Raw genomic sequence first — 24,018 nt, forward strand, 5'->3', positions numbered from 1 at the left:
TTCAGGTAACAATTGTTCACTGACTACCCGGTTCAGTTTGCATCATGCTGGCGGCGGACGACGGTGACCGGGTTGACTTCGCGCCATGAGCACAGAGACCGGTCTTCGCGAGACCCAGCGCCGCCGCACCCGACGCGCCCTCCTCGATGCGGCTCTGGCGCAGTTGTCGGAGCGCAGCCTCGGCAGCCTCGGCCTCCGCGAGGTGACCCGGGCGGCCGGAGTCGCCCCCACCGCCTTCTACCGGCACTTCCGGGGCATGGACGAGCTGGGAACCGCCCTGGTCGAGGAGGCGCTGGCAAGCCTGCACGAGACGGTGCGGGAGATACTCGCCGCGACCGGCGACGCCGAGCGGCGCGGCGATGCTGCGGTGCGGCTCATCGGCGAACTGGTGCGCGACCGTCCCGCACACGTCCGTTTCCTGGTCCGCGAACGCCACGGAGGGGTACCGGCGGTGCGCCGGGCCATCGCCGCACAACTCGACGTCTTCGCCGACGAGATAGGGGTCGCACTCCGTTCCGAACCCCTGAGCGCGGGCTGGGAGGGCGACGACGTGACGATGCTGTCGCGCCTGCTCGTGGACCACATGTTCATGACGGCCTCGGCGTTCCTCACCGCGTCCCTCCGGGGCGAGGACTGGTCGGCCGCCACCGGCACGGCCCTCGCCCAACTGCGCCTGATCCACATCGGGCGCGCGCACTGGGCGGATGACCGGTCGAGGTGATGACTCCTCAGGCCGGCTTGCGCCACACGGAGACGTGCTTCGCGGAGTCCTGGTCGAACGGGGCCCCGTCCCAGTCCGCGAGGCGACGTTCCGGCTCGAGCCCGGCGATCCGCGCCATCAGGTCGAGTTCCGCCGGCCAGGCGTAGCGGTGCCGGGAGTTCTCGCGGCGGTAGTGGCCGTCGTCTCCCTCACGGGTGAAGTGGTGCGAGACGAGGATCTGCTCGGCCAGGTCGAAGGTGTCGAAGCCGAGGTGCCGTTCGGAGACGTCGAACGGGACCGCCACCTGGCCGGGCGGCAGGAAACGCAGCGGCGGCACACCCAGCTCGATGACGAAGCGGCCGCCGGGCTCCAGATGGCGTGCGGCGTTGCGGAAGCACTCGACCTGCTCGTCCTGCGTGAGCAGGTTCGTGATGGTGTTGTAGACGAGATAGACGAGGGTGAACCCGCCCGGGACGACGGTGGTGGCCATGTCCCCGATGACCACCGGGAGAGTGTCCTCGTCGACCTTGCGCCGCAGCACCGCTGCCATGTGCTCGGACAGTTCGATGCCCACCACCGGCACGCCGCGTTCCCGGAGCGGGACGCCCACTCGCCCGGTTCCGATCGCGAACTCCAATGCCCGGCCGTCTCCGGCGAGCTCGGCGAGGAAGGACAGAGTCGGTTCGAGAACGGCAGCCGAGGACGATTGCGCCTCCTCGGCGTCGTAGCGCTCGGCGGTCTCACGGGTCCACAGTTCGCTGCTGGTCACGGACGGCCACTCTGCCTGCCGGCCCGAGGCCCTGTCGACGTTTTTTTGTTCCTTCGGCGCGACCGTCCGGCTCGTGCCGGGCGAACCCCGGGGCGGCCGGCGGTTGCGCACGGCTACGCGCCGGTCGGGTCGACACAGGTGCCGTCGAACCAGTCGATGAACTCGCGCACGGTGCCGATCTTCGAGATCCGGGTGCAGGGCCTTCAGGTCGTGGCCGACGGTGAACCAGCCGCCCGCCACCGGCTCTTCGCAGCCGCAGTAGCAGCTGCGGGCGTCGTGGGGCGAGTCGAAGCAGGCGAGGGGATTGCGGGTGGACTCGACGGGCATCGGCTTGCCGACGTGGGCGTCATGGACGGCGTCGCCGGGCGTGAGGTAGCTGCCCTCGATCACCTTGCGCCCTCCGGCCACAGGGACGAGGCGTTCGATCTCGATGCCGTGACCGGGTCGAAGCCGATGATGTTGCGGCCGAGCGGGTCCTCCTGAGGGTTGGCGTACCGCCTCGGAACCAAGGGAGATGTGGACATGAGCCGCCCCGAAGCGGTGCGCGCAGGGCTTCCCGCCCTGCGGACCTTCCAGATCCGGGCACACGGATCGCGCGAGGGGGGCGCGGCCGCTTCCTCCAAGTCCCTCCGCCGTGGTGCGGTTGCTCGGGTGGCCGGGCGGGCGGGTGGCGGATTCCTCGCGTCCGCCCGGCCGGCCGGGGGTCACGGGGTGGGTCTTGCGAGGAACGTGCCGATCGCCGTGGCGACTTCGGGGTGGGCGAGGTACTCCTCGATGCTGTGGGCGCGGTCGCTGCCGTTCACCACGGCGTGCTCCTCCGTCAGCTTGCCCCAGACGGGCTCCAGCGGGCAGCCGATGGCCACCGCGTCGGTCGGACACCACACGTTGACCCACTCGCGTACGGCTCCGGGGCGGCTGGTGCCCGGCGGAATGAGGCGGCTGGTGATCGCGTTCATCCCCAGGGGGCTGCCGGCGGTGACGAGGAGGGTGACCTTCATGCCCGGGGGGAGCCGGTTGGCGACGAGGTCCATGCCGACCACCGTGCCCAGGCTGTGGGTCACCAGGACCAGCTCGCCCTCGGGGGGGATCTCCTCGGAGACCCGGTCCAGGACGGCCTCGCGGACCGCGCGGTCGCCGAGGTAGGCGTCCACGTCGCGGAAGATCGTCGCGATGGCCAGCGCGTCCACGTCGGTCTTGGCCGCCAGCCAGCCCAGGGCGCCCTGGAGGGATCCGACGATCGTGCTGCCGATGTTCTCCGCGGCCCCCTGCCCGTCCTGCGGCATGCCCGCGAGGACCGCCGCCTCCATGACGAGCTGCTCGTACGTCCCCTGCTCGGACCGGGCTGCGAAGGCCTCCAGTGCCGCCACGGCGGGCGCGTCGGCGTAGGAGGCGGGCAGCGCCTCGTGCTGCCCGAGGACGTCGACGATGCGGTCGCCGTAGTAGGGGAACCAGACGTCTCCCGGGTCGACGGTGCGGAGCCCGGCGCGGGTGAGTCCGTGGTTGAGTCCGCCGGTCCAGCCCCGGCGGAGCACCTCGGGGTCCTTGCCCTGCTGGCTCCTGCCGTGCAGGAAGACCAGGTGCCGCCCGCCGCCGAACGCGTTCATCGGGGCCTTCAGGCCGACCCGGGAGCCTGCGGGGGCCGCTTCCCGCGGGGTGGGTGCCGGCGTCCGGGCCGGCGCCACGGGTGCTGCGGCTGCTACGGGCGTGAGCGGTGCGACCGGCGTCTCCACCGGCTCGGCGACGGCGTCCTGCCTCAGCCCCGATTCGGGCCCCATCTCCGCCAGCAGCGCACGCCGACCGGGGTCCAGCGGGAGTGCGGCCAGGTGCTTGAGGATCGAGCTGATGCGGGCGCCTTCGTTCGAGACGTAGTCGATGGTGTCGTCGCTGTCGATGTCGCTCCGCCAGAGCTGTCCGTCCTTGCGCAGGATGCGGCCCTGTGAGTCCGTTCTCGGCACGCCCATGTGGTGGAGCGCCACCACCTCCCACTGGTCGTTGTAGACCGGGGACCCGGAATTGCCCGGCTCGGTGTCGGTCCGGTAGTGGAGGAAGTCGTCCAGCCGCTGCACGAGGGCGTTGTCGCGCAGTGCGATCTCCTTGAGCCGGCCCATCGGGTGGCCGATGACGTTCACCGGTTCGTTCTGGACGAGTTTGCCCTGCTGGATGCTGAGCTGGTTCCATCCGAACCTCTCGCCGGCGAGTGCGCCGTCGGCGGCTGGAGCGACGGCCACCAGCGCGTAGTCGAGGTGCCTGTCCGCCGCGAAGAACGCGTCCGGGTCGAAGGTGAACCGGATCGCCGCGTCGGGTGCGTTGTCGATGGTGACCTGGGCGTTGAACTCCAGGAAGCAGCGCCGTGCCGTCTGCGCGTCCGTCAGGACGTGGTGGTTGGTGAGCAGCAGCCGCGGGGAGACCAGGAAGCCGGTGCCGTGCGGCCTTTCGAGGCCGCCCCGCAGGATCGAGATCCGGGCGACGGTGGCGGCCGCGCGGGCACCCCGGGGCAGGAAGCTCCACGGCTGTAGGTCCTTGGTGAGTCCGATGACCCGTTCCAGGGTTTCGGGCAGGTCCAGCGCCTCGGCGTGGACGCTCTCCACCGCCGCAGTCGGGGGGATCCCGCCCCGTTCGAGCAGCCGGCTGGCCCGGGAGGCGATCCGCTCGGGGGTGTCCGGGTACCGCACCCCGGCCGCCAGCTGCGCCTCGATGTCCTTGCGCTCCGCGGACGCCTCGCGGTAGCGCTGCGCCGCCGCCTTCTGCTGTTCCCGCTCTTCCGGGGATTCGTTGGATGGGAGCATGCCACTCACCGTTCTGTCGCTGTGGGTCTTCCGACGCCTTCCAGAAGGCGGACGCGCTCTCGATGCCGCAACAACAACGGGTGCGGCCTCGACCGCGTCAAGCGGCGTGGACGGCACGCCCCGGACCGGCTTCCTGGGGTGATGTCCCGACGCAGAAGAATCCGGGGCGCTGCGCCGGACAGGTGCCGGCCCCTGCGGCGGGCGCGGTTGCACCGTGATGCCCCGCATCCCGCCGTTCACCTGGGTTTTCGCCTGTCTGCCCCGCTCCGCACGACAGCGGCCGATGGCTGGGGCAGCGTCGTGAGGAGTGCACGTGAATACCCTGGAAGAGGTCCGCATGGACGAGGTCGAACAGTACGAGCGATACGCCGGCGGCAGTCCGGAGGCCGAGCGGCTGGTTTTCGAACGGCTGGCGCGTGAGCTGCTGCGGGTGCAGCACAAGGTGAAGAGGCGCAGTGGCGCCGCCGCCGTCGACCGGACCTTCCACGCCAAGGCGGTCCTGGGCGTGGAGAACGCCCGGCTGAGGTTCCGCGAGGACCTTCCGCAGGAGCTGCGGGCGGGTTTCGCCGTGCCCGGCGCCGAGTACCCGGTCACGGTCCGGCTCTCCAACGCGAGCGGGGTCCGCCAGGCCGACTTCGCGCCCGATCTGCGCGGTGCGGCGCTGCGCGTCGAGGTGGGCCCGGGTGAGACCCACGATCTGCTGATGACGAACTTCCCGGTCTCCCACGCCCGCGACGCGCGCGAGTTCGTCGCCTTCGCCAAGGCCATGGCGGGTGCCGACTCGCGGCTGCGCAAGGGGATCGCCCTGTTCGTCAAGCTGCCCCTGTCGGTCGGCTGGCCCGCGGCCACCCGTATGCGGCGCAACATCGTCGCGGGAACGAGGCGCACGGTACGGAGCCTGGCCCTGGAGACGTACTGGAGCCGCGGCGCGATCCTGTGGGGCGATCGTGGACCGGTGCGCTATCAGCTGCGGCCCGCCTCGTCCGCCGCGCCGGCCCCGGCCGCCTCGGGCACCGATCCCGACTACCTGCGGCGCGAGCTCGCCCAGCGGCTGCGTCAGGGCGACGTGGTCCTGGAGCTGTGCGTACAGCGCTACGTGGATGCCCGGCGCACGCCGATCGAGGACGGTGCGGCCGAGTGGCAGGAGGGTGTCGCACCCGTCGTACCGGTGGCCACGCTGACCGTCCCGCGCCAGGACGTCGACACCGCGAAGGCACGTGCCGCTGCGGCACGGGTCGACCTGCTGGCGTTCAACCCGTGGCACACCTCGGAGGGCTTCCGCCCCCTGGGCAACCTCAACCGCGCCCGCAAGGCCGCCTATGAGGCGAGCAGCGCCCACCGCCTCGGCCGTCGCTTCGTGACGGTCGAGCCGCGCCGCAACACCCTGCTCGGGGTGCCGCTGCGGGCCGGCTTCCGCACGGTGAACCGCTTCGTCCCGTGGCACCGGCTCCCCACGCCGCTCGGCCTGCTCAACCTGATGGCCTTCCGGCAGACGCTGCGGCGGCACAACCTCATCGACACCGAGACCCACGAGGCTCCGCCCGTCGCCGGTCCGGTGGAGGCAGCGCCCGACGAGGAGCTGCTGGTCAGGCGGAGTTACGACGGCTCGTACAACGACCTGTCGGCGCCGCGGATGGGAGCCGCCGGGGCGACGTTCGGCCGCACCATGCCGCCCGTCTACCGCCCGGACCGGTTCGACTCGCCCAACCCGGTCACCGTCAGCAGGGAACTGCTGCGGCGTGAGGCGTTCATTCCCGCGACCTCTCTGAACATCATCGCCGCGGCATGGATCCAGTTCCAGGTGCACGACTGGGTCAAGCACAGGAGGCTTCCGGTCTCCACCCGCAGCGTGGAGGTGCCGATGCCGCCCGGAGAGACCTGGCAGAACACCCCGGGCGGGCCGCGTGAGGCGGTGATGCGGTTCGGCGAGGACGAGGCGGTGCCCACGCCGGGCGGGCGGCCGCCGATCGTGTTCGCCAGTGACGTGTCGCACTGGTGGGACGGCTCGGAGGTGTACGGCGGCGACCGCTCGGCCGCGACGGCGCTGCGGGAGCCCGACGGCGGCGCCGGCCTGCGGCTGGAGGACGGGCACCTGCCGGGCGGCTCGAACGGCTCCCCGCTCACCGGGTTCACCGACAACTGGTGGCTCGGCCTGAGCGCCATGCACACCCTCTTCGCCCGTGAGCACAACGCGGTGTGCGAAGCCCTGCGGCACGAGTATCCGCGCATGGACGAGGAGCGGGTCTACCACACGGCCCGGCTGGTCGTCTCCGCCCTGATCGCGAAGATCCACACGGTCGAGTGGACGCCTGCGATCCTCGCCACCGAGACGCTCGACGTCGGCATGCGGACGAACTGGCAGGGCCCGCCGAAGAAGTGGCTCGACCAGCTGGGCGTCTGGCTGCTGGAGGCGAACGGGCGGCAGGGCATCCCGAAGACCCTGCCCGACCACCACGGTGCCCCGTACTCCCTGACGGAGGAGTTCGTCACCGTCTACCGGATGCACCCCCTGATGCCCGACGACTACGAGCTCGTCGACCACCGGTTCGGACGCCGGCTCGACACCCTGGACTTCGCCGCCCTCCAGGGCGCCGCGACGGAGCCGCTCATCCGCAAGACGGGGCTGGTGAACACCCTCTACTCGCTGGGTATCGCCCACCCGGGGGCGATCACCCTGCACAACTTCCCGCGCGCCCTGCAGGCGTTCCAGCGGGACGGGGAGGTGATCGACCTCTCCGTGATCGACCTGGTGCGCACCCGGCGCCGCGGCGTCCCGCGCTACAACGACTTCCGGACCGGCCTGCACAAGCCGCGGATCCGGCGGTTCGAGGACCTCTCCTCCGATCCCGAGACGGTCGCACGCCTGCGGGACGTCTACCGGTCGGTGGACGACGTCGACACGATGGTGGGGCTGTTCGCCGAGAATCCGCCCGAGGGCTTCGGCTTCAGCGACACCGCCTTCCGCGTGTTCATCCTGATGGCCAGCAGGCGTCTGCAGAGCGACCGCTTCCTCACGGTCGACTTCCGGCCGGAGGTCTACACACCGCTGGGCATGGACTGGATCGAGCGGGGCGGCATGACGAGCGTCATCCTGCGGCACTGCCCCGAGCTGGCCGGCGTCCTGCCGCGCGGGGCGAGCGCCTTCGCCCCCTGGCGGCCGGTGGCGCCGGTCCGGAACGGCAACGGCGGAGGGTGAGCCGGGCACGGGCACGGTGCCCCACGCCTACGGGGCGATCTCGAATTCGGGTGCCTCGAGGGTCTTCAGGCATGCCGTGTCCGGTGCGGACGGGTTGTCGAAGAAGGAGACGGTGATCTCCTGGGCGCACTTCGACGTCGCGAACACCACGTGCGGCTCGTAGGGGACCGTGACGACCTTGGCATTGGGCAGCGTGCGGGCGACGTACGGTCCGTTGTCCGCGCCGGTCTGGGAGTCGAAGCCGCCCGACAGGGCGAGGGTGGGGATGTCGCCGCGCGTGGCGTCACGGATGGAGGGCGGCGCCGGGGGGACGTTCCAGACGTCGCAGTCCGGGTGGAGGAAGGTGAGCTGCGGGGCCTCCTCCTGCACGGAGCGGGGGAACGACGGGAACGTCGCCTGTCCGCCCCGGAGCGCCGCCTGCTCGCTCTCGTACGGGGTCCACTCGCTGCAGAAGACGCCGTAGACGAGGCCGTGCGCGACACGGCCGATGGCCTGGGGGCTGAGCTTGCCGCCCGCCCACTGCTGGGCGATGCGCTGCGGCTTGCCGTGCGCCAGTTCGTCGAGGGCGGCGGGTACCTGGGGTGCCACGTGTGTGGCCGAGGTCATCCAGTTCACCAGCGCTCCCCCGTCGAGTACGACCTTCACCGGCTTGTCGCCGCCGGGGAGCGTGACGGTGGTGGTGACCGGCTTGGCCTCCAGTTGGCGGACGAGCTTGTCGAAGGTGGCCGACAGGTTCGGGTAGCGCTTGTTGCAGGCCGGCTGCTGCGCGCAGGCCTTGAACAGGCCGTCGAAGCCCTGGCGGGCGCTGCTCCAGGTCGCCGCCGAACCGGCCCTGGACGGCGGGAGGATGCCGTCGAGGCCCACGGAGCGCAGCCCCTCGGGGTGCAGGCGCATGTAGGCCAGCGCCAGGTGGGTGCCGTAGGAGATGCCGTAGAGGTTCCACTCGCCGATGCCCAGCGTCTTGCGCAGGTCCTCGTAGTCGGCGGCGCTCTGGATGTCGTTGTAGGCGCTGAGGTCGATGCCGCGGGCCGCGAGCTTGTCGCGGCAGGCCTTGGTGGCCTCGACGTGCAGGCGCTCGGTGGACGGGGCGTCGTAGACCAGGCCGACCGAACGGGCGTTGAACTCGTCGATGTTGGGGCACAGGACGTTCGGGTCGGCCGAGTACGTACCGCGCTGCGACATGAAGACGACGTCGCGGTCGCGGTTCAGGCCGCCGTCGATAGCCATCTGCGCCTCCCCCACCGCGTCGTCCCCGGGTCCGCCCGCGAGCCAGACGATCGGGTCGGCCTCGGGGCTGTCGGTCGCCGCGGGCACGATGGCGACGCCGAGTCGGATGGTGCGACCACCGGGCTTCTCGCGGTTCTCCGGCACGGTGAGCGTGCCGCAGCGGGCGTCGTCGAGCGCCTTGATCGGTTCCGGTGTCTTCGGGCACGGGCCCGGTTCGTAGGTCGCGTCGCCCGCGGTCCGGGCGACGGTGCCGATCGGCGCCCCCGGGGTGGGGTCGGTGGCGGTGCGGACCTGCGCCCCGGCGGGCGCCGAGAGGAGGCCCGCGAGGAGGAGCGCGGCCGCCAGGCCGGCCGATGACGGGGCGAGACGTCCTGCGGGGTGGTGACGGCGGGGCGCACGGGCGAAGGTCATCTGCCCTCCCGGTCATTCGGGGATGATCGTGAACGGTTGGGGTTCGAGGCCGTCCACGCAGCCGGTGTCGGGCGGGGCGGTCGGACGGTCGAGGAAGGAGGCCAGTACGCGCTGCGCGCAGGGGGACTGCGGGACCACCCAGTGGCCGATTCCGGGGACTCGCACGGTGGTCGAGCGGGGCAGGGTGCGGGCGGCTTCCTTGGCCCAGCTCGCCCCGGTCTTCACGTCGAAGGTGCCGGAAATGAGGAGAACAGGGAGGGCACTGGCGGTGGCGACGCGTTGGACGGACGCGCGGTCCGGGACGTTCCAGAGCCGGCACACCGGGTACTGGAACGGGAGTTGCGGCGCCTGGGCGAGGACCGTGGCCGGCCAGCCGGGGAAGGCCTCGCGCCCCGCCTCGAGCACGTCGGCCTCCGTATAGCCCGGTGCCCATTCGGCACACGCCACGGAGTTCGTCAGGCCGTGGGCGAACATGCCGACGTTCTGGACCGAGCCGGCCGCGCGGGCCTGCGCGAAGCGCTCCGGGTTTCCGGCCGCGAGTTCGGTGAGGGCCGCGGGGACGTCCTTGGGCCGGGGTGTGTAGGCGACGATCAGGTTCAGCAGTGCGCCGCCGTCGAGGACGACCTTGACGGGCTTTCCTCCGTCCGGGGGCGGGACGTCCAGGGTCAGGGGCTGCGCCTCCAGCCTGCGGACCTGCTCGGTCAGCGTACGGCGGAGGTCCGGGTAGCGGTCCTTGCAGGCGGGCTGTGCCGCACACGCGTCGAAGATGTTGTCGATCCCCTCGGCGACGCTGCTCCACGTCCACGGCAGGGTCGCGTACTGGGGCGGTGTGACCGAGTCGATCGCCACGGCTCGGATTCCCTCGGGGTGCCTGCGCAGATACGTCAGGGCCAGGTCGGAGCCGTAGGAGTATCCGTAGACGTTCCACAGGGGGATGCCCAGTGCCTTGCGCAGGTCGGCGAAGTCGGCCGCGTTCTCAGTGGTGTTGTAGGTGCTCAGGTCGACGCCCTGGGAGGTCAGGCGGTCGCGGCACTCCTCGACGGCCTTCAGCAGGAGCGTCTTCGCCTGTGGCGCGTCGTATCCGAGGCCCACGGACTGCGCGTTGAACCGGTCGACCTCCGGGCAGGCGAGGTTCGGCCGGTCGTAGAGGTTGCCGCGCTGGGCCATGACGATCAGTTCGCGGTCCTTGTTCAGGCCGGAGTCGACGAGGAACGGTATGTCGTCGAAGGTGTCGGCGCCGGGGCCGCCCGCCATGAACACCACGGGCTCCCGCGCGGGCTTCGCGGGGTTGAGGGCGGGGATGACGGCGACGGCCAGCTCGATGGTCCGGCCGCCCTGCCGGGCGCGGTTCTCGGGGACTTCGAGGACGCCGCAGCGGGCACCGCCGAGCGCCTCGATGGGCTCGGGCGGTTGCGGGCAGGTGCCGGGCACGAAGCGGGAGGCCGGCGAGGCGGGTGAGACAGTGGTGCCGGGTGCGGGGCCTGTGACTGCGGCGCCCGCGGGGACGAGGCCGACTGCGGTCAGGCAGGCCAGAGCGGCCACGGCGGACACCGCGCGGATGGTGTGCTTTGGCATGGACTTCGTTCCTCTGCCGACATCGGCGGCGGACCTGCCGGGCCGGGCCGCAGCGGTTGGGGCGGAACGCTCGTCCTCGACGCTACCGGTTGGACCGTACGCGCGCACGCGGAGCCGGCCGGCGGCCGCGGGGGTGTCCGGTGGATCGGGGCCGGGCCCGGTCCGCCCGGTGGCGCCGCGGGTCGCCGGTCCGGACGACGGGGACCGTACGGCGGTGGCGCCGAGCCGAGCGCCCGCCGCCCGCCCCGCCGGAGTCACCACGGCCCCACCGCCCCCGGAACGCCCCGCCCGCGCCGTCGGCGGGCGTCCTCCTGCCGGTCCTGTTTCCCGGCGCGGGCCCGGCGGGACGGGCGATCTTGGCCGGGCGAGCAGACAATGAGCACGAGGCGCCCGGCGCGCTACGGTCGCGGGCGGGCGTCCGACACCGCGTGCCGCAGCAGCGCCACGGGTCCAGCGAAGGACTGATGGATGATGTCGGACGAGAGAGCCGAGCGCATCGCGGACTTCATCGAGCCGTTGCGGGTGAAGCCGGGGTCCGAAGTACGCCTCGATCGGGACTTCGATCCCCGCTACAAGGCAGGTCTGAAGAAGCGGGACGGCGCCGAGCTGCTGCGCAGCGGGGTGTCGTTGCTCGCCGAGTACCAGGAGCGGCTGGCCGCCCAGGACACGTACGGCGTGCTGCTCTGCCTGCAGGCCATCGACGCCGGGGGCAAGGACGGGACGATCCGCCACGTGATGAGCGGCGTCAACCCCCAGGGCGTGCGCGTCAGCAGCTTCAAGGTGCCCTCCGCCGAGGAGCTCGACCACGACTACCTGTGGCGGTACGCGCGCCGGCTGCCGGCGCGCGGCGAGATCGCCATCTTCAACCGCTCGCACTACGAGGAAGTACTCGTGGTTCGGGTCCACCCCGACAACCTCGTCCGGCAGAATCTGCCGTCCGACGCGTGCGGGCCCGACGTGTGGGACCGGCGCTACCGTGAGATCAACCGCTGGGAGCGCTACCTCACGGACAACGGGTTCAAGGTGGTGAAGATCTTCCTCAACCTCTCCAAGGAGGAGCAGCGCGCCCGCTTCCTCCAGCGGATCGACCGGCCGGAGAAGAACTGGAAGTTCTCCGCGGCCGACGTCCGGGAGCGGGCCCGGTGGGACGACTACCAGGACGCCTTCTCCGCGATGCTGTCGGCCACGAGCACGAAGTGGGCGCCGTGGTACGTGGTGCCGGCCGACCGGAAGTGGTTCGCGCGGATCTGCTCGGCGGCGGTCCTCGCGCACACCCTGATGGACATCGATCCCCAGTACCCCGACGTGGGGGAAGAGGCGCGCAAGGCGCTGCTCCTCACCCGGCGAGAGCTGCAGAAAGAAGAAGCAGCGGCCGATCCGTACGCCGACCCGCGGCGGCCCGGGAAGAAGAAGCGCGGCTGAGACCGGCGTCCCGGGCGCATCCGCGGCCACGGATCGGAGGCAGGACGATGACGGTGCGGGCGGAATCTGCGGGAGGGCGGCCCCGGGCTCCGGTGGACGCCTGGTACACGCGCACGCCGGAGGAGGTCGCGGCCGCGTTCGGCGTCGACCCGGCCGTCGGCCTGTCCGCGGCGCGGGCCGCGGAACTCCTGACCGCGCACGGTCCGAACGCGCTGCCCGAGGAGGAGCGGACCCCGGCCTGGCGCAGGTTCCTCGCGCAGTACCGCAGCTACATGCAGATCGTGTTGCTGGCCGCGGCGGTGGTCTCGCTGCTCATCGGGGAGTGGACCACCGCAGTCCTGCTGATCGTGCTGACCCTGCTGAACGCGGTGGTGGGACTGCGCCAGGAGGGCAGGGCCGAGAGCGCCATGAATGCGCTGCAGTCGATGATGAAGGCCACGGCGCGGGTGCGCCGGGACGGGAGGGAGGCCGAGATCCCGGCGGAGCAGCTCGTCGTCGGGGACGTCGTACTCATCGCCGCCGGGGACCAGGTGGGGGCGGACGGGCGCATCGTCGAGGCCAGCGCCCTGCAGATCGACGAGTCGGCGCTCACCGGCGAGAGCGTTCCCGCGGCGAAGGACTCCGGCACGCTGGCGGGCTCACTGCCGGCTCCCGGCGACCGGACGAACATGGTGTTCATGAACACGCCGGTCGCGCACGGCAGCGGCGTGCTCGTCGTCACCGCGACCGGTTCCGGCACCGAGCTCGGCAAGATCTCCGGAATGCTGACGGCCACCGAGCAGGAGGTGCCGCCGCTCACCAAGGAGCTCGACACCCTGACGCTGTGGATCACGGCCGCCGCGGGCCTGACCATGATCGTGATGTTCGCCCTGGGACGGCAGCGGGACCAGGCGTGGGACGCCCTGTTCGTCAGCGCGGTCTCCCTGGCCATCGCCGCGATCCCCGAGGCCCTGCCCACCGTCACGCAGGCGATCCTGTCCGTCGGCAGTCTCAATTTGGCGAAGCGGAACGCGATCGTCAAGGAACTTCCGTCGGTCGAGACCCTGGCGTTCACATCGGCGATCAACTCGGACAAGACCGGCACCCTGACGATGAACCAGATGACCGTCGTCGAGGTGCTGAGCCCCACGGACCGGTACACGGTGTCGGGCACGGGGTACGGGCTGGAGGGGAGGATCCACCACGCGGCGGGCTCCTCCGCCGGCATCGAGGACGCGATCCTGCCGTACGTGGTGGCCAGCGACGCGAAGCTGGTGGACGGCGAGGTGGTGGGCGATCCCACCGAGGGCGCGCTGCTGGTGCTCGCGCACAAGGCCGGGTTGGACGCCGACGCCACCCGGGAGGGCCTGCCGCGGCTGGCCACGCTGCCGTTCGACCCCGGGTACAAGCTGATGGCCACCTTCAACGAGGCCCGGGACGCCTCGGGACGGCAGGTCGTGCGGTGCTTCGTCAAGGGTGCTGTCCCGGCGGTGGTGGCGCGGGCGGCCACCGCGCTCGCGGCGGGCCGGACCGTCCCGTGGGACGCCGCGCTGGCGGCGCGGGCCGAGGAGCAGACCGAGCGGATGGGCGGTGAGGGACGCCGGGTGATGGCCGCGGCGACCCGGGACCTGGACCCGGCCGCCTTCGATCCGGAGGGCGACCTGCTCGCGTACGTCACGGAGCTGAGGATGACCAGTCTCGTCGGCATGGTCGACCCGCCCCGCGAGGAGGCCAGGGCGGCCGTGGCCGCCGCCCGGGCGGGGCACATCCGGGTCCGCATGGTCACCGGTGACGACGTCACGACCGGCGCCGCGATCGCCCGGCAGCTCGGCATCCCGGGCGAGGCGATCCTCGGCGCCGACTTCGCCGCCCTGAGCGAGGAGGAGCAGGTCGCCCGGATCGACGGAATCGGTGTGGTGGGGCGGGTCGCGCCCGAGCACAAGGTGCTGCTCGCCGACACGCTCAAGAAGAGGGGCGACGTCGTGGCGATGACCGGGGACGGCGTCAACGACGCGCCCGCCATCAAGGCCGCGGACATCGGCATCGCCATGGGCAGCGGCACGGACGTCGCGAAGAACGCCGGACGCATGATCCTCTCCGACGACAACTTCGCCACCATCGTCTACGCCGTGGAGCAGGGCCGCAGGATCTACGACAACCTCACCAAGTACATCCGGTTCGTCCTGCTCCTGCTGGTCACCTTCGTCCTGACCTTCCTCGGGGCCACGGTGTTCAACATCGCCGCCGGCGAGCCCTTCACCCCGCCGCAGGTGCTGTGGATCCACTTCGTGGTCAACGCCTCCTTCGGCTTCGCGCTGGGCTTCGACCGGGAGAGTCCCGGGCTGATGCGGCGCACACCGCGCCCGCGCGGGGAGTCGGTGCTCACCCGGCCCGTGCTGGTCACGGTCGGACTCGGCGGGCTGGCGATCACCGTCGTCCTGCTGGGGCTGATCACGCTCGGCAAGGCCCACTTCGGAAGCGTCGAGACCGGTCGGTCCATCGCGTTCACCGCGTTCGCGCTCTGTCTGATCGTGGCCGCGTTCGAGTGCCGCAGCGAGACGGACTCGGTGCTGACCACGTCCACCTTCGACAGCAGGCAGATGAACTGGGTGGCGCTGGCCCAGTTCGTGCTGGCGGTGCTGGTGACCCAGGTGGACGGCTTCCAGCGCCTCCTGGGGACGACGGAGATCGACGCCCGGCAGTTCGGCTGGGCGCTGCTCGCCGCCGTCGCCCTCCTGCTCCTGTGGGAGCTGGGCAAGCTCGTGGCCCGCCGGTCGCGAGGCACCTGATGGGAGGGCGGTCCGCGCCGGCCGGGCACCCGAACCGCACGCTCGTCTCCCGGGTGCGGGCCGTGCCCGGCATCCGCTCGGTCGCGACCTACCGGCGGGAGTGGCTGTTCAAGGACCTGGTGGCGGGGGTCGTCCTGACCACGCTGCTGGTGCCTCAGGGCATGGCGTACGCCGAGCTGGCGGGCCTGCCGGCGATCACCGGTCTGTACACGACGGTCCTCTGCCTGCTCGGCTACGCGGTGTGCGGGCCCTCCCGGATCCTGGTGCTCGGCCCGGACTCCGCGCTGGGGCCGATGATCGCGGCGACCGTCCTGCCGCTGGTCGCCGCCGGCGGGGATCCCGACCGGGCGGTGGGGCTGGCGTCGGTGCTCGCGCTGATGGTGGCGGCCGTCATGATCCTGGCCTCGGTGGCGAAGCTCGGCTTCATCGCCGACCTGATCTCCAAGCCGACGATGATCGGCTACATGAACGGTCTGGCGCTGACCATCCTGATCGGACAGCTGCCGAAACTGCTCGGCTTCACCGTCGAGGCGGACAGCCTGATCGGCGAGTTCGCCGGCTTCGTGCGCATGCTCGCCGACGGGGCGGCCGTGCCGGCCGCCGCCGCGGTCGGCATCGGCGGGATCGTCGTGATCCTGGTGCTGCAGCGCTTCCTGCCGAAGGTCCCGGCGGTCCTCGTGATGGTGGTCCTGGCGATCGGCGCGGCGGTCTTCTTCGACCTGGGCGGGCGCGGCGTCGCACTGGTCGGGGAACTGCCCGAGGGCTTCCCGCCGTTCACGGTCCCCGAGGTACGGCCCGCAGACCTGCCGCTGCTGGTGGGCGGTGCGCTGGGCATCGCCCTGGTGTCGCTCACCGACACGATCTCCAACGCGTCGGCGTTCGCGGCGCGGACGGGGCAGGAGGTCCGCGGCAACCAGGAGATGGCGGGTGTCGGCGTGGCCAACCTGGCGGCCGGCCTCTTCCAGGGGTTCCCCGTCAGCACGAGCGGATCGCGCACGGCGGTGGCGGAGCGGGCGGGGGCCAGGACACAGCTCACCGGGGTGGTCGGGGCGGTGCTCATCGTCCTCATGCTGGTGCTGGTGCCGGGCCTGTTCCGCGACCTCCCGCAGCCGGCCCTCGCCGCCGTGGTCATCACGGCGTCGCTGTCCCTGGCCGACGTCCCCGGGTCCGTGCGGCTGTGGCGGCAGAGCCGTACGGAGTTCCTGCTGTGCTGCGCGGCGTTCGCCGGCGTGGCCCTGCTCGGCGTGCTGCCCGGGATCGCCGTCGCCGTGGCCCTGTCCGTCCTGAACGTCTTCCGGCGCGCGTGGTGGCCGTACCACACCGTCCTCGGACGGGTGCCGGAGCTGGAGGGCTACCACGATGTCCGCTCCTACCCGCAGGCCCGGCAGCTGTCGGGCCTGGTGATCTACCGGTTCGACGCGCCGCTCTTCTTCGCCAACGCCAGGACCTTCCGCGACGAGATCAGGCGACTGGCCGATGCGGATCCGCCGCCGCGGTGGATCGTGATCGCGGCCGAGCCGATGACCGACGTGGACACCACCGCCGCCGATGTCCTCGAGGACCTCGACGAGGCGCTCAACGCGGACCACATCCACCTGGTGTTCGCCGAACTGAAGGACCCGGTGCGGCGGAAGATCGAGCGGTTCGAGCTCACCCGCACCATCGATCCCGATCACTTCTTCCCCACGGTGGGGGCCGCCGTCGCCGCGTTCCGCCGGCTCACGGGGGCCGAGTGGACGGACGGCGACCGCTGATGGGGGCCGCCGCGCCACAGGCGGGTACGAGAGGCCTGCGGCTCGGATGGCAGGTACGGCCGCGCCGCGGGACCATGGCTCCGGAGGACAGCGATGACCAGTGATCCGCCGGTGTCCGCGTCCTCGTCCCCGTCGGACGGGCCGCCGCCGACCGGCTCCGGGGACGGGGCAGGGGACGGCAGCACGCGCGCGGCCGGGCGGGCCGCGCAGGACGAGCAGGACGAACAGGCCGAAGGGACCCGACAGGCCGAACAGGCCCGTGGTGCCGGGAAGCGGCGACGGGTGCGGGTCACGCTGCCCGGTTGCTGGGGCGCGCTCGTCCTCGCCTGCCTGTCCTTCACCCCGTCGCTGCTCCCCCGGGGCGGCGTGCTCCAGGGGCTGATCTGCGGCATCAGCGCGGCCATCGGCTACGGGCTCGGGCTGGTCGCCGCCTTCGTGTGGCGCGCTTTCGCCGACCGGGACGCGCGGAGCCCCTCCCGCCGGTCGTGGCTCGTCCTGCTGGTGTGCGCCGTCGTGCTGTTCGGCCTGGCCTTCGGGCTCGGGCAGTACTGGCAGCACCGGATCCGCGGGCTCATGGGCGTCACCGACTACAGCGCGCTCGCCACCGTGGCGTCGCCGTTCGTCGCTCTGGTCGTCTTCTACCTGCTGCTGATGGCCGGGCGCGGGCTCCGGCACCTCTACCACGGGGCCGCCCGGCTGCTCCGGCGCTGGATCGGGCCGCGGGCGGCGCGGGTGGTCGGCTGGCTCCTGGTGGCGGGTGTGGCGTGGTCCGTGGTCAGCGGGGTGCTGCTGGGCGGCTTCGTGAACGCGGCCAACGAGGCGTTCTCGGTGCGCGACAGCGAGACGCCGGAAGGGGTGCAGCAGCCGACGTCCGCGCTGCGCTCGGGCGGTCCCGGCTCCCTCGTGCCGTGGGACTCGCTGGGCCGGCAGGGCCGGGCCTTCACCGGCAGCGGCCCGACGGCCGGGGAGATCGGCGGCTTCACGCAGCGCGCGGCGCAGGAACCGGTCCGGTCCTACGCCGGGCTGTCGACCGCCGAGGACGCGGAGACCCGGGCCGAGCGGGCCGTCGCGGACCTGCGGCGGGCGGGCGGCTTCGAACGGGAGAACCTGCTGGTGACGACCACCACGGGCAGCGGCTGGGTCGATCCCGCCGCCGTGGACTCGTTCGAGTACCTCGGCAACGGCGACACGGCCACCGTGGCGATGCAGTACTCCTACCTGCCGTCCTGGCTCTCGTACCTCGTCGACCAGTCCAAGGCGCGCGAGGCCGGCCGCGAGCTCTTCGACGCGGTGTACGACGTCTGGTCCAAGCTGCCCCAGGGCGAGCGGCCCCGGCTGTTCGTGGCGGGAGAGAGCCTGGGGTCCTTCGGCGGTGAGACGGCCTTCAGCGGGGAGTACGACCTGCGCAACCGCACCGCCGGCACCCTGTTCGCTGGCCCTCCCAACTTCAACACCCTGTTCCGGGAGTTCAGCGACCACCGTGACGCGGGCAGTCCCGAGATCGAGCCCGTCTACAAGGAGGGGCGTACGGTCCGCTTCACCGACGACCCGGCCGCCGGAATGGCTCCGGCCGACCGCCCGTGGGACGGCACCCGCGTGCTCTATCTGATGCACCCCTCCGACCCGATCGTCTGGTGGAGTCCCTCCCTGGCCCTGTCCGAACCCGACTGGATCGGCGAGGCGCCCGGCGGTGACGTGCTGGAGGAGATGGTCTGGATGCCCTTCGTGACCTTCTGGCAGGTGACCGCGGACCTGCCGTTCTCGACGGGGGTGCCGGACGGGCACGGGCACACGTACAAGGCCGCCTACGTCGACGGGTGGAACGCCGTGATGCGCCCGGAGGGGTTCACGGCGCAGGATCTGGACCGGCTGCGGGACATCGTCCGGCCGCCGCAGGGCTGAGCGCGGCCGCCGGCCGGTCAGGACAGCAGGAACCCGGCCACGTATCCGAACGCGTTGACCGCCCAGTGCAGGCCCATCGGGGCCAGCAGGCTCCCGCTGCGGCGCCGCAGTTCGCAGAACAGGACCCCCGCCGCGGCCGTGAACAGCACGGCCGCCACGACCGCGAGGGCGGCACCGGTGTCGGAGTCGCCGAACACCGCGGTCAGAGCGGGTTTCGCGGTCGCCAGGTGCAGTGAGGGGAGGACGTGCCACAGGCCGAACAGCAGGCTCGACACGGCCGTCGCCCGGACGGCCCCGTGGGCCCGGCACAGCAGGCCGTAGAGCACTCCTCGGAAGGCGACCTCCTCCAGCAGGACGGTCCCGACGGGGACCAGCACGAGGACGCGCACCATCAGTTCGCCGGCTCCCATGCCCTCGTGGCGCCGGTCCTCGAAGAGGGTCCTGGTCTCGGGCAGCAGGGCTCCGGCCAGGTATACGAAGCCGACAAGGCCGATCAGGGCCAGCGCCCACCGGGCACCGCGGGCCAGTGTGCCCGGGGCCAGACCCGCGTCCGCCGTCGTACCGCCGGCCCAGTGGAGCACGCCGAGCAGCAGGGCGACGGCCGTGACGGCCGTGACCAGGCCGAGGGGGCCGCTCCGGTAGTGCACGGCCAGGTTCGCCGCGACCAGGACCGCCAGGGTGAGTGCGACGGCCGGCCCGGTGCCGATGGGCCCGCCCCATCGGCACCGCGGCGGGCCGCTCGGGGCCGCAGGTCGCGGTGCCTCGCGACGCTCGGCGTCGTCGGATTCGCCGCAGGGCATGGAGCCCACGCTACCGGGGACCTCGTCGGGGCGCCCGGCCGTCGGCGGGTGCACGCCGAGGAGCGGCCCTCCGCTGTGCGGAGGGCCGCTCCGACGACTCTGCCGAAACGTTACTGCGCGATCTTCAGCAGCTTGTTCGCGGTGCCGGACGACGGGTTCTTGATGGCTCCCTTCGTCGCGGCCCCGGTCAGCGCTGCGGCCGTGTCGGCCGGCGTCGCGGACGGGTGGGCCGCCAGGTACAGGGCGGCCGCCCCCGCCACGTGCGGGGAGGCCATGGAGGTGCCGGAGATCGTCTTGACCCCGGTGTCACTGTCGTTCCAGGCCGACGTGATCTCCGAGCCCGGCGCGTACAGGTCCACCACCGAGCCGAAGTTCGAGAAGTCCGACTGCTGGTCGTCCTCGGTGCTGGAGGCGACGGTGAGGGCCTCGGGGACCCGGGAGGGGGATCCCTGGCCGGCGTCGGAGGACTCGTTGCCGGCCGCCACCGCGAAGCTCACACCCGCGTCGACGGCCCGCTTGACCGCCGCGTCCAGCGCCTCGTCCGCGCCGCCGCCGAGGCTCATGTTGGCGACGGACGGACCGGAGTGGTTCTGCGTCACCCAGTCGATGCCCGCGACGACCTGCTCGGTGGTGCCGGAGCCGTTGTCGTCCAGCACCCGTACCGCGACGATCTTGGCCTTCTTCGCCACGCCGTGCGCGGTGCCGGCGATGGTCCCGGCCACGTGCGTTCCGTGGCCGTTGCCGTCGTCGGCGCTCTCGTCGTTGTCGATCGCGTCGAATCCGCTGGTGGCCCTCCCGCCAAAGTCCTTGTGCGTGACGCGGACGCCGGTGTCGATGACGTAGGCCGTCACGCCCTCACCGCCCCCGTCGGGGTAGGTGTACTTCTGGTCGCCGGCCGTGGCGGCCTGGTCGATCCGGTCCAGGCCCCAGGACGGGGGCTTGTCCTGGGTCTCGTTGATGGTGAAGCGCTTGTTCTGCACGACCGTGCCGACAGCCGGGTCCGCGGCGAGCCGTTTGGCCTCCTTCTCCGTCAGACCGGAGGCCGAGAAGCCGTTGACCTTGGAGCCGTAGGAGCGCTCCAGCCTGCCGCCGTACTTCTTCGCCAAGTCCTCCTTGTTCGCGGATGCGTCGAGGATGACGACGAAGCTGCCGTCCACGGCGCCCGGGGCGCCGAGGCCGTGCACAGTGCCTTCGGCCGGTGTGGCCGCCCCCGCGAGGGGGCTCGCAAACAGGCCCGCGGCGACCGCTGTTGCGGCTCCCGCGGCTATCGCCGTGTTGCGAAGGGCTTTGGACCGCTTGTGAGTTGCCATGTAGAGGGTTCTCCTCGTGTTGACGTGTGGGGCGTCAAACGTTCTGTAGAACCCTGTTCCGATTGACAGGAGCAAATCAAGAGCGAACCGGGGGTAAGGACTTGTTCAACAAGGTTTCTCAATAGCCCCTCCACACCTCCTCCATGCCGCACACCCGTTCTCACGAACTTCCGCGTGTAATAAGCACGTTCTTTGCCGGAACGGCCGGGCTCCGTCCCGCGAGGACCTCAGGGTGGGAGGCGGGTGCCGACGCGCCGCTTCGGCGGACCAGGGGCGGGCCGTGCCGAGCCCGTGGCTCCCGGGCCTCGATGCGGCCGTCGGCTGCACGCCGCCCAGGGCGCGCCCGGCGTCCGGCCGGACGTTCTCGGACTCCCCGGCGCACCCGGACGCGCCGGAGCGGTCCGGGGCGCGAGGCCCGGACCGCTCCGTCAGGGCACCGGCGCGGCGGTGCCGTCCGATCAGATGACGCCCTGGGCCAGCATCGCGTCCGCGACCCGCTCGAAGCCGGCGATGTTCGCGCCGGTGACGTAGTCGCCCGGGGCTCCGTACCGCTCGGCGGTCTCGTGGGCGACGGCGTGGATCGAACGCATGATGGCGGCGAGCTCGTCCTCCACGCGCTGCGCGCTCCAGGCAACCCGGCCGGCGTTCTGGCTCATCTCCAGGGCACTGACCGCGACGCCGCCCGCGTTGGCGGCCTTGCCGGGCCCGAACGCGACCCCGGCCTCCTGCAGGATCCGCACGGCCTCGGGGGTGGTCGGCATGTTGGCGCCCTCGGCGACCGCCTTGACCCCGCCCGCGACGAGCGTACGGGCATCCTGCGCGTCCAGTTCGTTCTGCGTGGCGGAGGGGAAGGCGATGTCCGCCGGCACCTCCCAGACCCGCCCGCCGGGCACGAACCGCGCCGACGGTCCGCGGCGCTCCGCGTACTCGCTCACGCGCCCACGCTCGACCTCCTTGACCTGCTTGAGCAGTGCCAGGTCGATGCCCTTGTCGTCGACGACGTAGCCCTGGGAGTCCGAGCAGGTCAACGGGTTCGCGCCGAGCTGCTGGAGCTTCTCGACGGTGTACAGCGCGACGTTGCCGGATCCGGAGACCACCGCGGTCAGCCCGTCCAGCGATTCGCCCCGGGCCCCCAGCATCTCGGCGGCGAACAGCACGCTGCCGTAGCCGGTCGCCTGCGGCCGGACGGCGGAGCCGCCCCAGCCCCGGCCCTTGCCGGTCAGGACGCCGGCCTCCCAGCGGTTGGTGATGCGCCGGTACTGGCCGAAGAGGTAGCCGATCTCGCGGCTGCCGACGCCGATGTCACCCGCGGGCACGTCGGTGTGCTCCCCGATGTGCCGGTGCAGCTCGGTCATGAAGGACTGGCAGAACCTCATGACCTCGGCGTCCGACCTGCCGCGCGGGTCGAAGTCGCTGCCGCCCTTGCCACCGCCGATCCCGAGGCCGGTCAGGGCGTTCTTGAAGATCTGCTCGAAGCCGAGGAACTTCACCACGCCGATGTCCACCGAGGGGTGGAAGCGCAGGCCCCCCTTGTACGGGCCGAGCGCGCTGTTGAACTCCACGCGGTAGCCGCGGTTGACGTGGACACGGCCCCGGTCGTCCTGCCACGGGACACGGAAGACGATCTGCCGCTCGGGCTCGGTGAGCCGCTCCACCAGGGCCACGGCCGGGTCGGCGTACTCGGGCCGGGCTGCGAAGACGGGGGCCAGGGTGTCGAGGACCTCCCGTACCGCCTGGTGGAACTCGGGCTGTGCGGGGTTGCGGCGCTCGATCTCTGCCCGCAGTGCTTCCAGCCTGTCCTTCGAGTCCTTCACGTATGTCCTTCCGTCGGGTTCGACGTGCAGCGCGCCGCGAACACGCGCTTTCGGAAGAGTTCTTCCGCCGGAGCGGCTCCTTCGCGGAGGCTACCGCGCACGGCGCTTCTCCGGGCAAGGCTTCTGTCCTGCGGACAAAAAAGCGCGTCAGCGGCCGTTTCCGAGGCCGCGGTCGGGTGCGCTCATGTCCCCCGTCGCGGGGATTCCGTCGGCGAGCCCGTAGCGCAGGTACACCGTGCCCTTCGGACCGGCGGCCGGGGGTTCGAGGAGCGTCAGGCTGGTGGGCACCTCTCCCCCGTCGAAGACCTTCTTGCCGACCCCGAGCACGATCGGGTGCACCCAGAGGTCGAGGCGGTCGAAGAGCTTCTCGCGCAGCAGGCTCTGCACGAGGTTGAGGCTGCCGACGACCTTCACGTGCTCGTGGCGGTCGCGGATCTCGCGCACCGCGCCGACGAGGTCGGGGCCGAGTTGCGTGGAACGGGCCCACGAGAGGTCGGGCCGGCCGCGCGAGGCCACGTACTTGGGGACGCGGTTGAAGAGCGCGGCGATCCCGTCGTCCTCGCCGCCCTGCTGGTGGGGCCAGTAGGCGGCGAAGATGTCGTAGGTCCGCCGGCCGAGCAGGAGGGCGTCCGTGCCCTCGTAGGCGGCGCCGACCTGCTCCTCGGCGACCTCGTCCAGCAGGGGCGCCTGCCAGCCGCCGAACGGGAACCCCACCGGGTCCTCGTCGGGGCCGCCGGGCGCCTGCCCGACGAGGTCGAGGGTCGCGAACAGCTCGATGTGGACGAGTCCCATGACGTGCTCCCGGTGAGTCGGTCTCCTCCGTCAATTGATAGACCCGCGGGAGGCCGCGGACTCATCGCCGCGACGGTCATCACGGCGGAAATCACGGCGGACATCGCGGCGGACGGTGCGGCGGGCAGTGCGGCGGACGTCGCGGGCGGAATCCGGCCCGGCCGGTCACCGTCGGGTCATGAGTCCCATGCCGTGCTCGAACCGCTCGTCGAAGGAGGTTTCGGCCAGGTGGGCGCCCACACGGCTCAGGGCGGGGTATCCGCCGGGTGCCAGGGCCGCGGCCAGAGCCTCGCCTTGGGCCTGGTCCGCGGTCTGCTCCTCCTGGACCAGACCCAGTACGAAGTAGACGATCGACCAGCAGGTCCAGGCGGCCTCCCTGTCGCCGAATCCGCCGGCCAGCAGTGCTTCGACCATGCGGTCCGCGAACCGGAGCGTGCCCGGTTCCGCGACGTGGGTGCCGGCCACGATCACCGCGCCGTCGCGGTGGGACAGCAGCGCCCGCCGGTAGCGCCGGGCCAGCTCGTGGACGCGTTCACGCCAGTCCTCGGGCAGCCCCTCCGGAGAGACCTCGGAGACGATCGCGTCGGCCATCAACTCCAGCAGGCGGGCCTTGGACTTGGCGTGCCAGAGCACGGTGTTCATCCGCACCCCGAGCCGGTCGGCGACCCCTCGGACCGAGACGCCCTCCGCCCCGCGCTCGTCCAGGAGCTCCAGCGCCGCCCTCACCACACCGTCTTGCTTTTTGGTCACTGACCAAGTCTACTTCTTGGTCAGTGACCAAGAGAAGGGATC

The 24,018-nt window shown here is 71.9% G+C and carries 16 protein-coding genes; 7 read left to right on the plus strand and 9 right to left on the minus strand.

The genetic code is table 11. The annotated features are described in order from the left end of the window. Positions 1–85 precede the first annotated feature (85 nt). Positions 86–721, plus strand: a complete 636-nt coding sequence (locus tag ACZ6JS_RS09650) for a TetR family transcriptional regulator (protein ID WP_469297083.1) — start codon at positions 86–88, stop codon at positions 719–721. Between the two features lie 7 nt (positions 722–728). On the opposite strand, the gene ACZ6JS_RS09655 is transcribed toward ACZ6JS_RS09650, so the two are convergent. Continuing rightward, entirely contained in the window at positions 729–1,469 is a 741-nt protein-coding gene (locus ACZ6JS_RS09655) for a class I SAM-dependent DNA methyltransferase (protein WP_469297084.1), read from the minus strand. Positions 1,470–1,607: 138 nt separating this feature from the next. Between ACZ6JS_RS09655 and ACZ6JS_RS09660 the strand changes: the two genes are divergently transcribed. Then, the gene (locus ACZ6JS_RS09660) at positions 1,608–1,952 is read left to right on the plus strand and encodes a hypothetical protein (protein WP_469297085.1); all 345 of its coding nucleotides are present in this window, start codon (positions 1,608–1,610) and stop codon (positions 1,950–1,952) included. A 221-nt stretch (positions 1,953–2,173) separates the two neighbouring features. Here the strand turns inward: ACZ6JS_RS09660 and ACZ6JS_RS09665 are convergent, their stop codons facing one another. Then, positions 2,174–4,255 carry a trypsin-like serine peptidase gene (locus tag ACZ6JS_RS09665; protein WP_469297086.1) on the minus strand — a complete coding sequence of 694 codons (2,082 nt, stop codon included), beginning with the start codon at positions 4,253–4,255 and terminating at the stop codon, positions 2,174–2,176. Between the two features lie 337 nt (positions 4,256–4,592). Here ACZ6JS_RS09665 and ACZ6JS_RS09670 point away from each other — a divergent pair, with 337 nt between their 5' ends. Continuing rightward, positions 4,593–7,451, plus strand: a complete 2,859-nt coding sequence (locus ACZ6JS_RS09670; RefSeq protein WP_469297171.1) for a peroxidase family protein — start codon at positions 4,593–4,595, stop codon at positions 7,449–7,451. Between the two features lie 27 nt (positions 7,452–7,478). On the opposite strand, the gene ACZ6JS_RS09675 is transcribed toward ACZ6JS_RS09670, so the two are convergent. Further along, the gene (locus ACZ6JS_RS09675; protein WP_469297087.1) at positions 7,479–9,089 is read right to left on the minus strand and encodes an alpha/beta fold hydrolase; all 1,611 of its coding nucleotides are present in this window, start codon (positions 9,087–9,089) and stop codon (positions 7,479–7,481) included. Positions 9,090–9,101: 12 nt separating this feature from the next. Further along, positions 9,102–10,664, minus strand: coding sequence for an alpha/beta fold hydrolase (locus ACZ6JS_RS09680; RefSeq protein ID WP_469297088.1), 1,563 nt, complete (start codon positions 10,662–10,664; stop codon positions 9,102–9,104). A gap of 471 nt (positions 10,665–11,135) precedes the next feature. Between ACZ6JS_RS09680 and ACZ6JS_RS09685 the strand changes: the two genes are divergently transcribed. The 4 genes from ACZ6JS_RS09685 to ACZ6JS_RS09700 all read left to right on the plus strand — a co-directional run bounded on the left by ACZ6JS_RS09685 (position 11,136) and on the right by ACZ6JS_RS09700 (position 18,510). Beyond that, positions 11,136–12,086 carry a polyphosphate kinase 2 family protein gene (locus tag ACZ6JS_RS09685; RefSeq protein WP_469297172.1) on the plus strand — a complete coding sequence of 317 codons (951 nt, stop codon included), beginning with the start codon at positions 11,136–11,138 and terminating at the stop codon, positions 12,084–12,086. A 53-nt stretch (positions 12,087–12,139) separates the two neighbouring features. After that, positions 12,140–14,854 (plus strand): cation-translocating P-type ATPase, encoded by a 2,715-nt coding sequence (locus tag ACZ6JS_RS09690; RefSeq protein WP_469297089.1) that lies wholly within the window; start codon positions 12,140–12,142, stop codon positions 14,852–14,854. Beyond that, positions 14,854–16,608, plus strand: a complete 1,755-nt coding sequence (locus ACZ6JS_RS09695) for a SulP family inorganic anion transporter (RefSeq protein WP_469297090.1) — start codon at positions 14,854–14,856, stop codon at positions 16,606–16,608. Before ACZ6JS_RS09690 ends, ACZ6JS_RS09695 begins: the two co-directional genes overlap by 1 nt. Before the next feature lie 93 nt (positions 16,609–16,701). Beyond that, complete coding sequence (locus ACZ6JS_RS09700) at positions 16,702–18,510, plus strand: alpha/beta hydrolase (RefSeq protein WP_469297091.1); 1,809 nt, start codon at positions 16,702–16,704, stop codon at positions 18,508–18,510. Positions 18,511–18,527: 17 nt separating this feature from the next. On the opposite strand, the gene ACZ6JS_RS09705 is transcribed toward ACZ6JS_RS09700, so the two are convergent. From ACZ6JS_RS09705 to ACZ6JS_RS09725, 5 genes are all read right to left on the minus strand, one after another. Then, entirely contained in the window at positions 18,528–19,310 is a 783-nt protein-coding gene (locus ACZ6JS_RS09705; RefSeq protein ID WP_469297092.1) for a lysostaphin resistance A-like protein, read from the minus strand. Positions 19,311–19,420: 110 nt separating this feature from the next. Then, a complete protein-coding gene (locus ACZ6JS_RS09710) occupies positions 19,421–20,620 on the minus strand; it encodes a S8 family peptidase (protein ID WP_469297093.1) in 1,200 nt (399 codons plus the stop codon). Positions 20,621–21,078: 458 nt separating this feature from the next. Further along, positions 21,079–22,434 carry an NADP-specific glutamate dehydrogenase gene (gene gdhA / locus ACZ6JS_RS09715; protein ID WP_469297094.1) on the minus strand — a complete coding sequence of 452 codons (1,356 nt, stop codon included), beginning with the start codon at positions 22,432–22,434 and terminating at the stop codon, positions 21,079–21,081. Positions 22,435–22,581: 147 nt separating this feature from the next. Next, positions 22,582–23,226, minus strand: coding sequence for a dihydrofolate reductase family protein (locus ACZ6JS_RS09720; protein ID WP_469297095.1), 645 nt, complete (start codon positions 23,224–23,226; stop codon positions 22,582–22,584). A 165-nt stretch (positions 23,227–23,391) separates the two neighbouring features. Continuing rightward, positions 23,392–23,976 carry a TetR/AcrR family transcriptional regulator C-terminal domain-containing protein gene (locus ACZ6JS_RS09725; RefSeq protein WP_469297096.1) on the minus strand — a complete coding sequence of 195 codons (585 nt, stop codon included), beginning with the start codon at positions 23,974–23,976 and terminating at the stop codon, positions 23,392–23,394. Between the last annotated feature and the right edge of the window lie 42 nt (positions 23,977–24,018).

This window comes from Streptomyces sp. NPDC046349, from assembly GCF_055587885.1.

Coding starts and splice junctions, on each gene's coding strand:
- ACZ6JS_RS09675 (WP_469297087.1), bottom strand. CDS start 9,089: ATGACCTTCGCCCGTGCGCCCCGCCGTCACCACCCCGCAGGACGTCTC.
- ACZ6JS_RS09720 (WP_469297095.1), bottom strand. CDS start 23,226: ATGGGACTCGTCCACATCGAGCTGTTCGCGACCCTCGACCTCGTCGGG.
- ACZ6JS_RS09710 (WP_469297093.1), bottom strand. CDS start 20,620: ATGGCAACTCACAAGCGGTCCAAAGCCCTTCGCAACACGGCGATAGCC.
- ACZ6JS_RS09700 (WP_469297091.1), top strand. CDS start 16,702: ATGACCAGTGATCCGCCGGTGTCCGCGTCCTCGTCCCCGTCGGACGGG.
- ACZ6JS_RS09650 (WP_469297083.1), top strand. CDS start 86: ATGAGCACAGAGACCGGTCTTCGCGAGACCCAGCGCCGCCGCACCCGA.
- ACZ6JS_RS09685 (WP_469297172.1), top strand. CDS start 11,136: ATGTCGGACGAGAGAGCCGAGCGCATCGCGGACTTCATCGAGCCGTTG.
- ACZ6JS_RS09695 (WP_469297090.1), top strand. CDS start 14,854: ATGGGAGGGCGGTCCGCGCCGGCCGGGCACCCGAACCGCACGCTCGTC.
- ACZ6JS_RS09665 (WP_469297086.1), bottom strand. CDS start 4,255: ATGCTCCCATCCAACGAATCCCCGGAAGAGCGGGAACAGCAGAAGGCG.
- ACZ6JS_RS09670 (WP_469297171.1), top strand. CDS start 4,593: ATGGACGAGGTCGAACAGTACGAGCGATACGCCGGCGGCAGTCCGGAG.
- ACZ6JS_RS09705 (WP_469297092.1), bottom strand. CDS start 19,310: ATGCCCTGCGGCGAATCCGACGACGCCGAGCGTCGCGAGGCACCGCGA.
- ACZ6JS_RS09680 (WP_469297088.1), bottom strand. CDS start 10,664: ATGCCAAAGCACACCATCCGCGCGGTGTCCGCCGTGGCCGCTCTGGCC.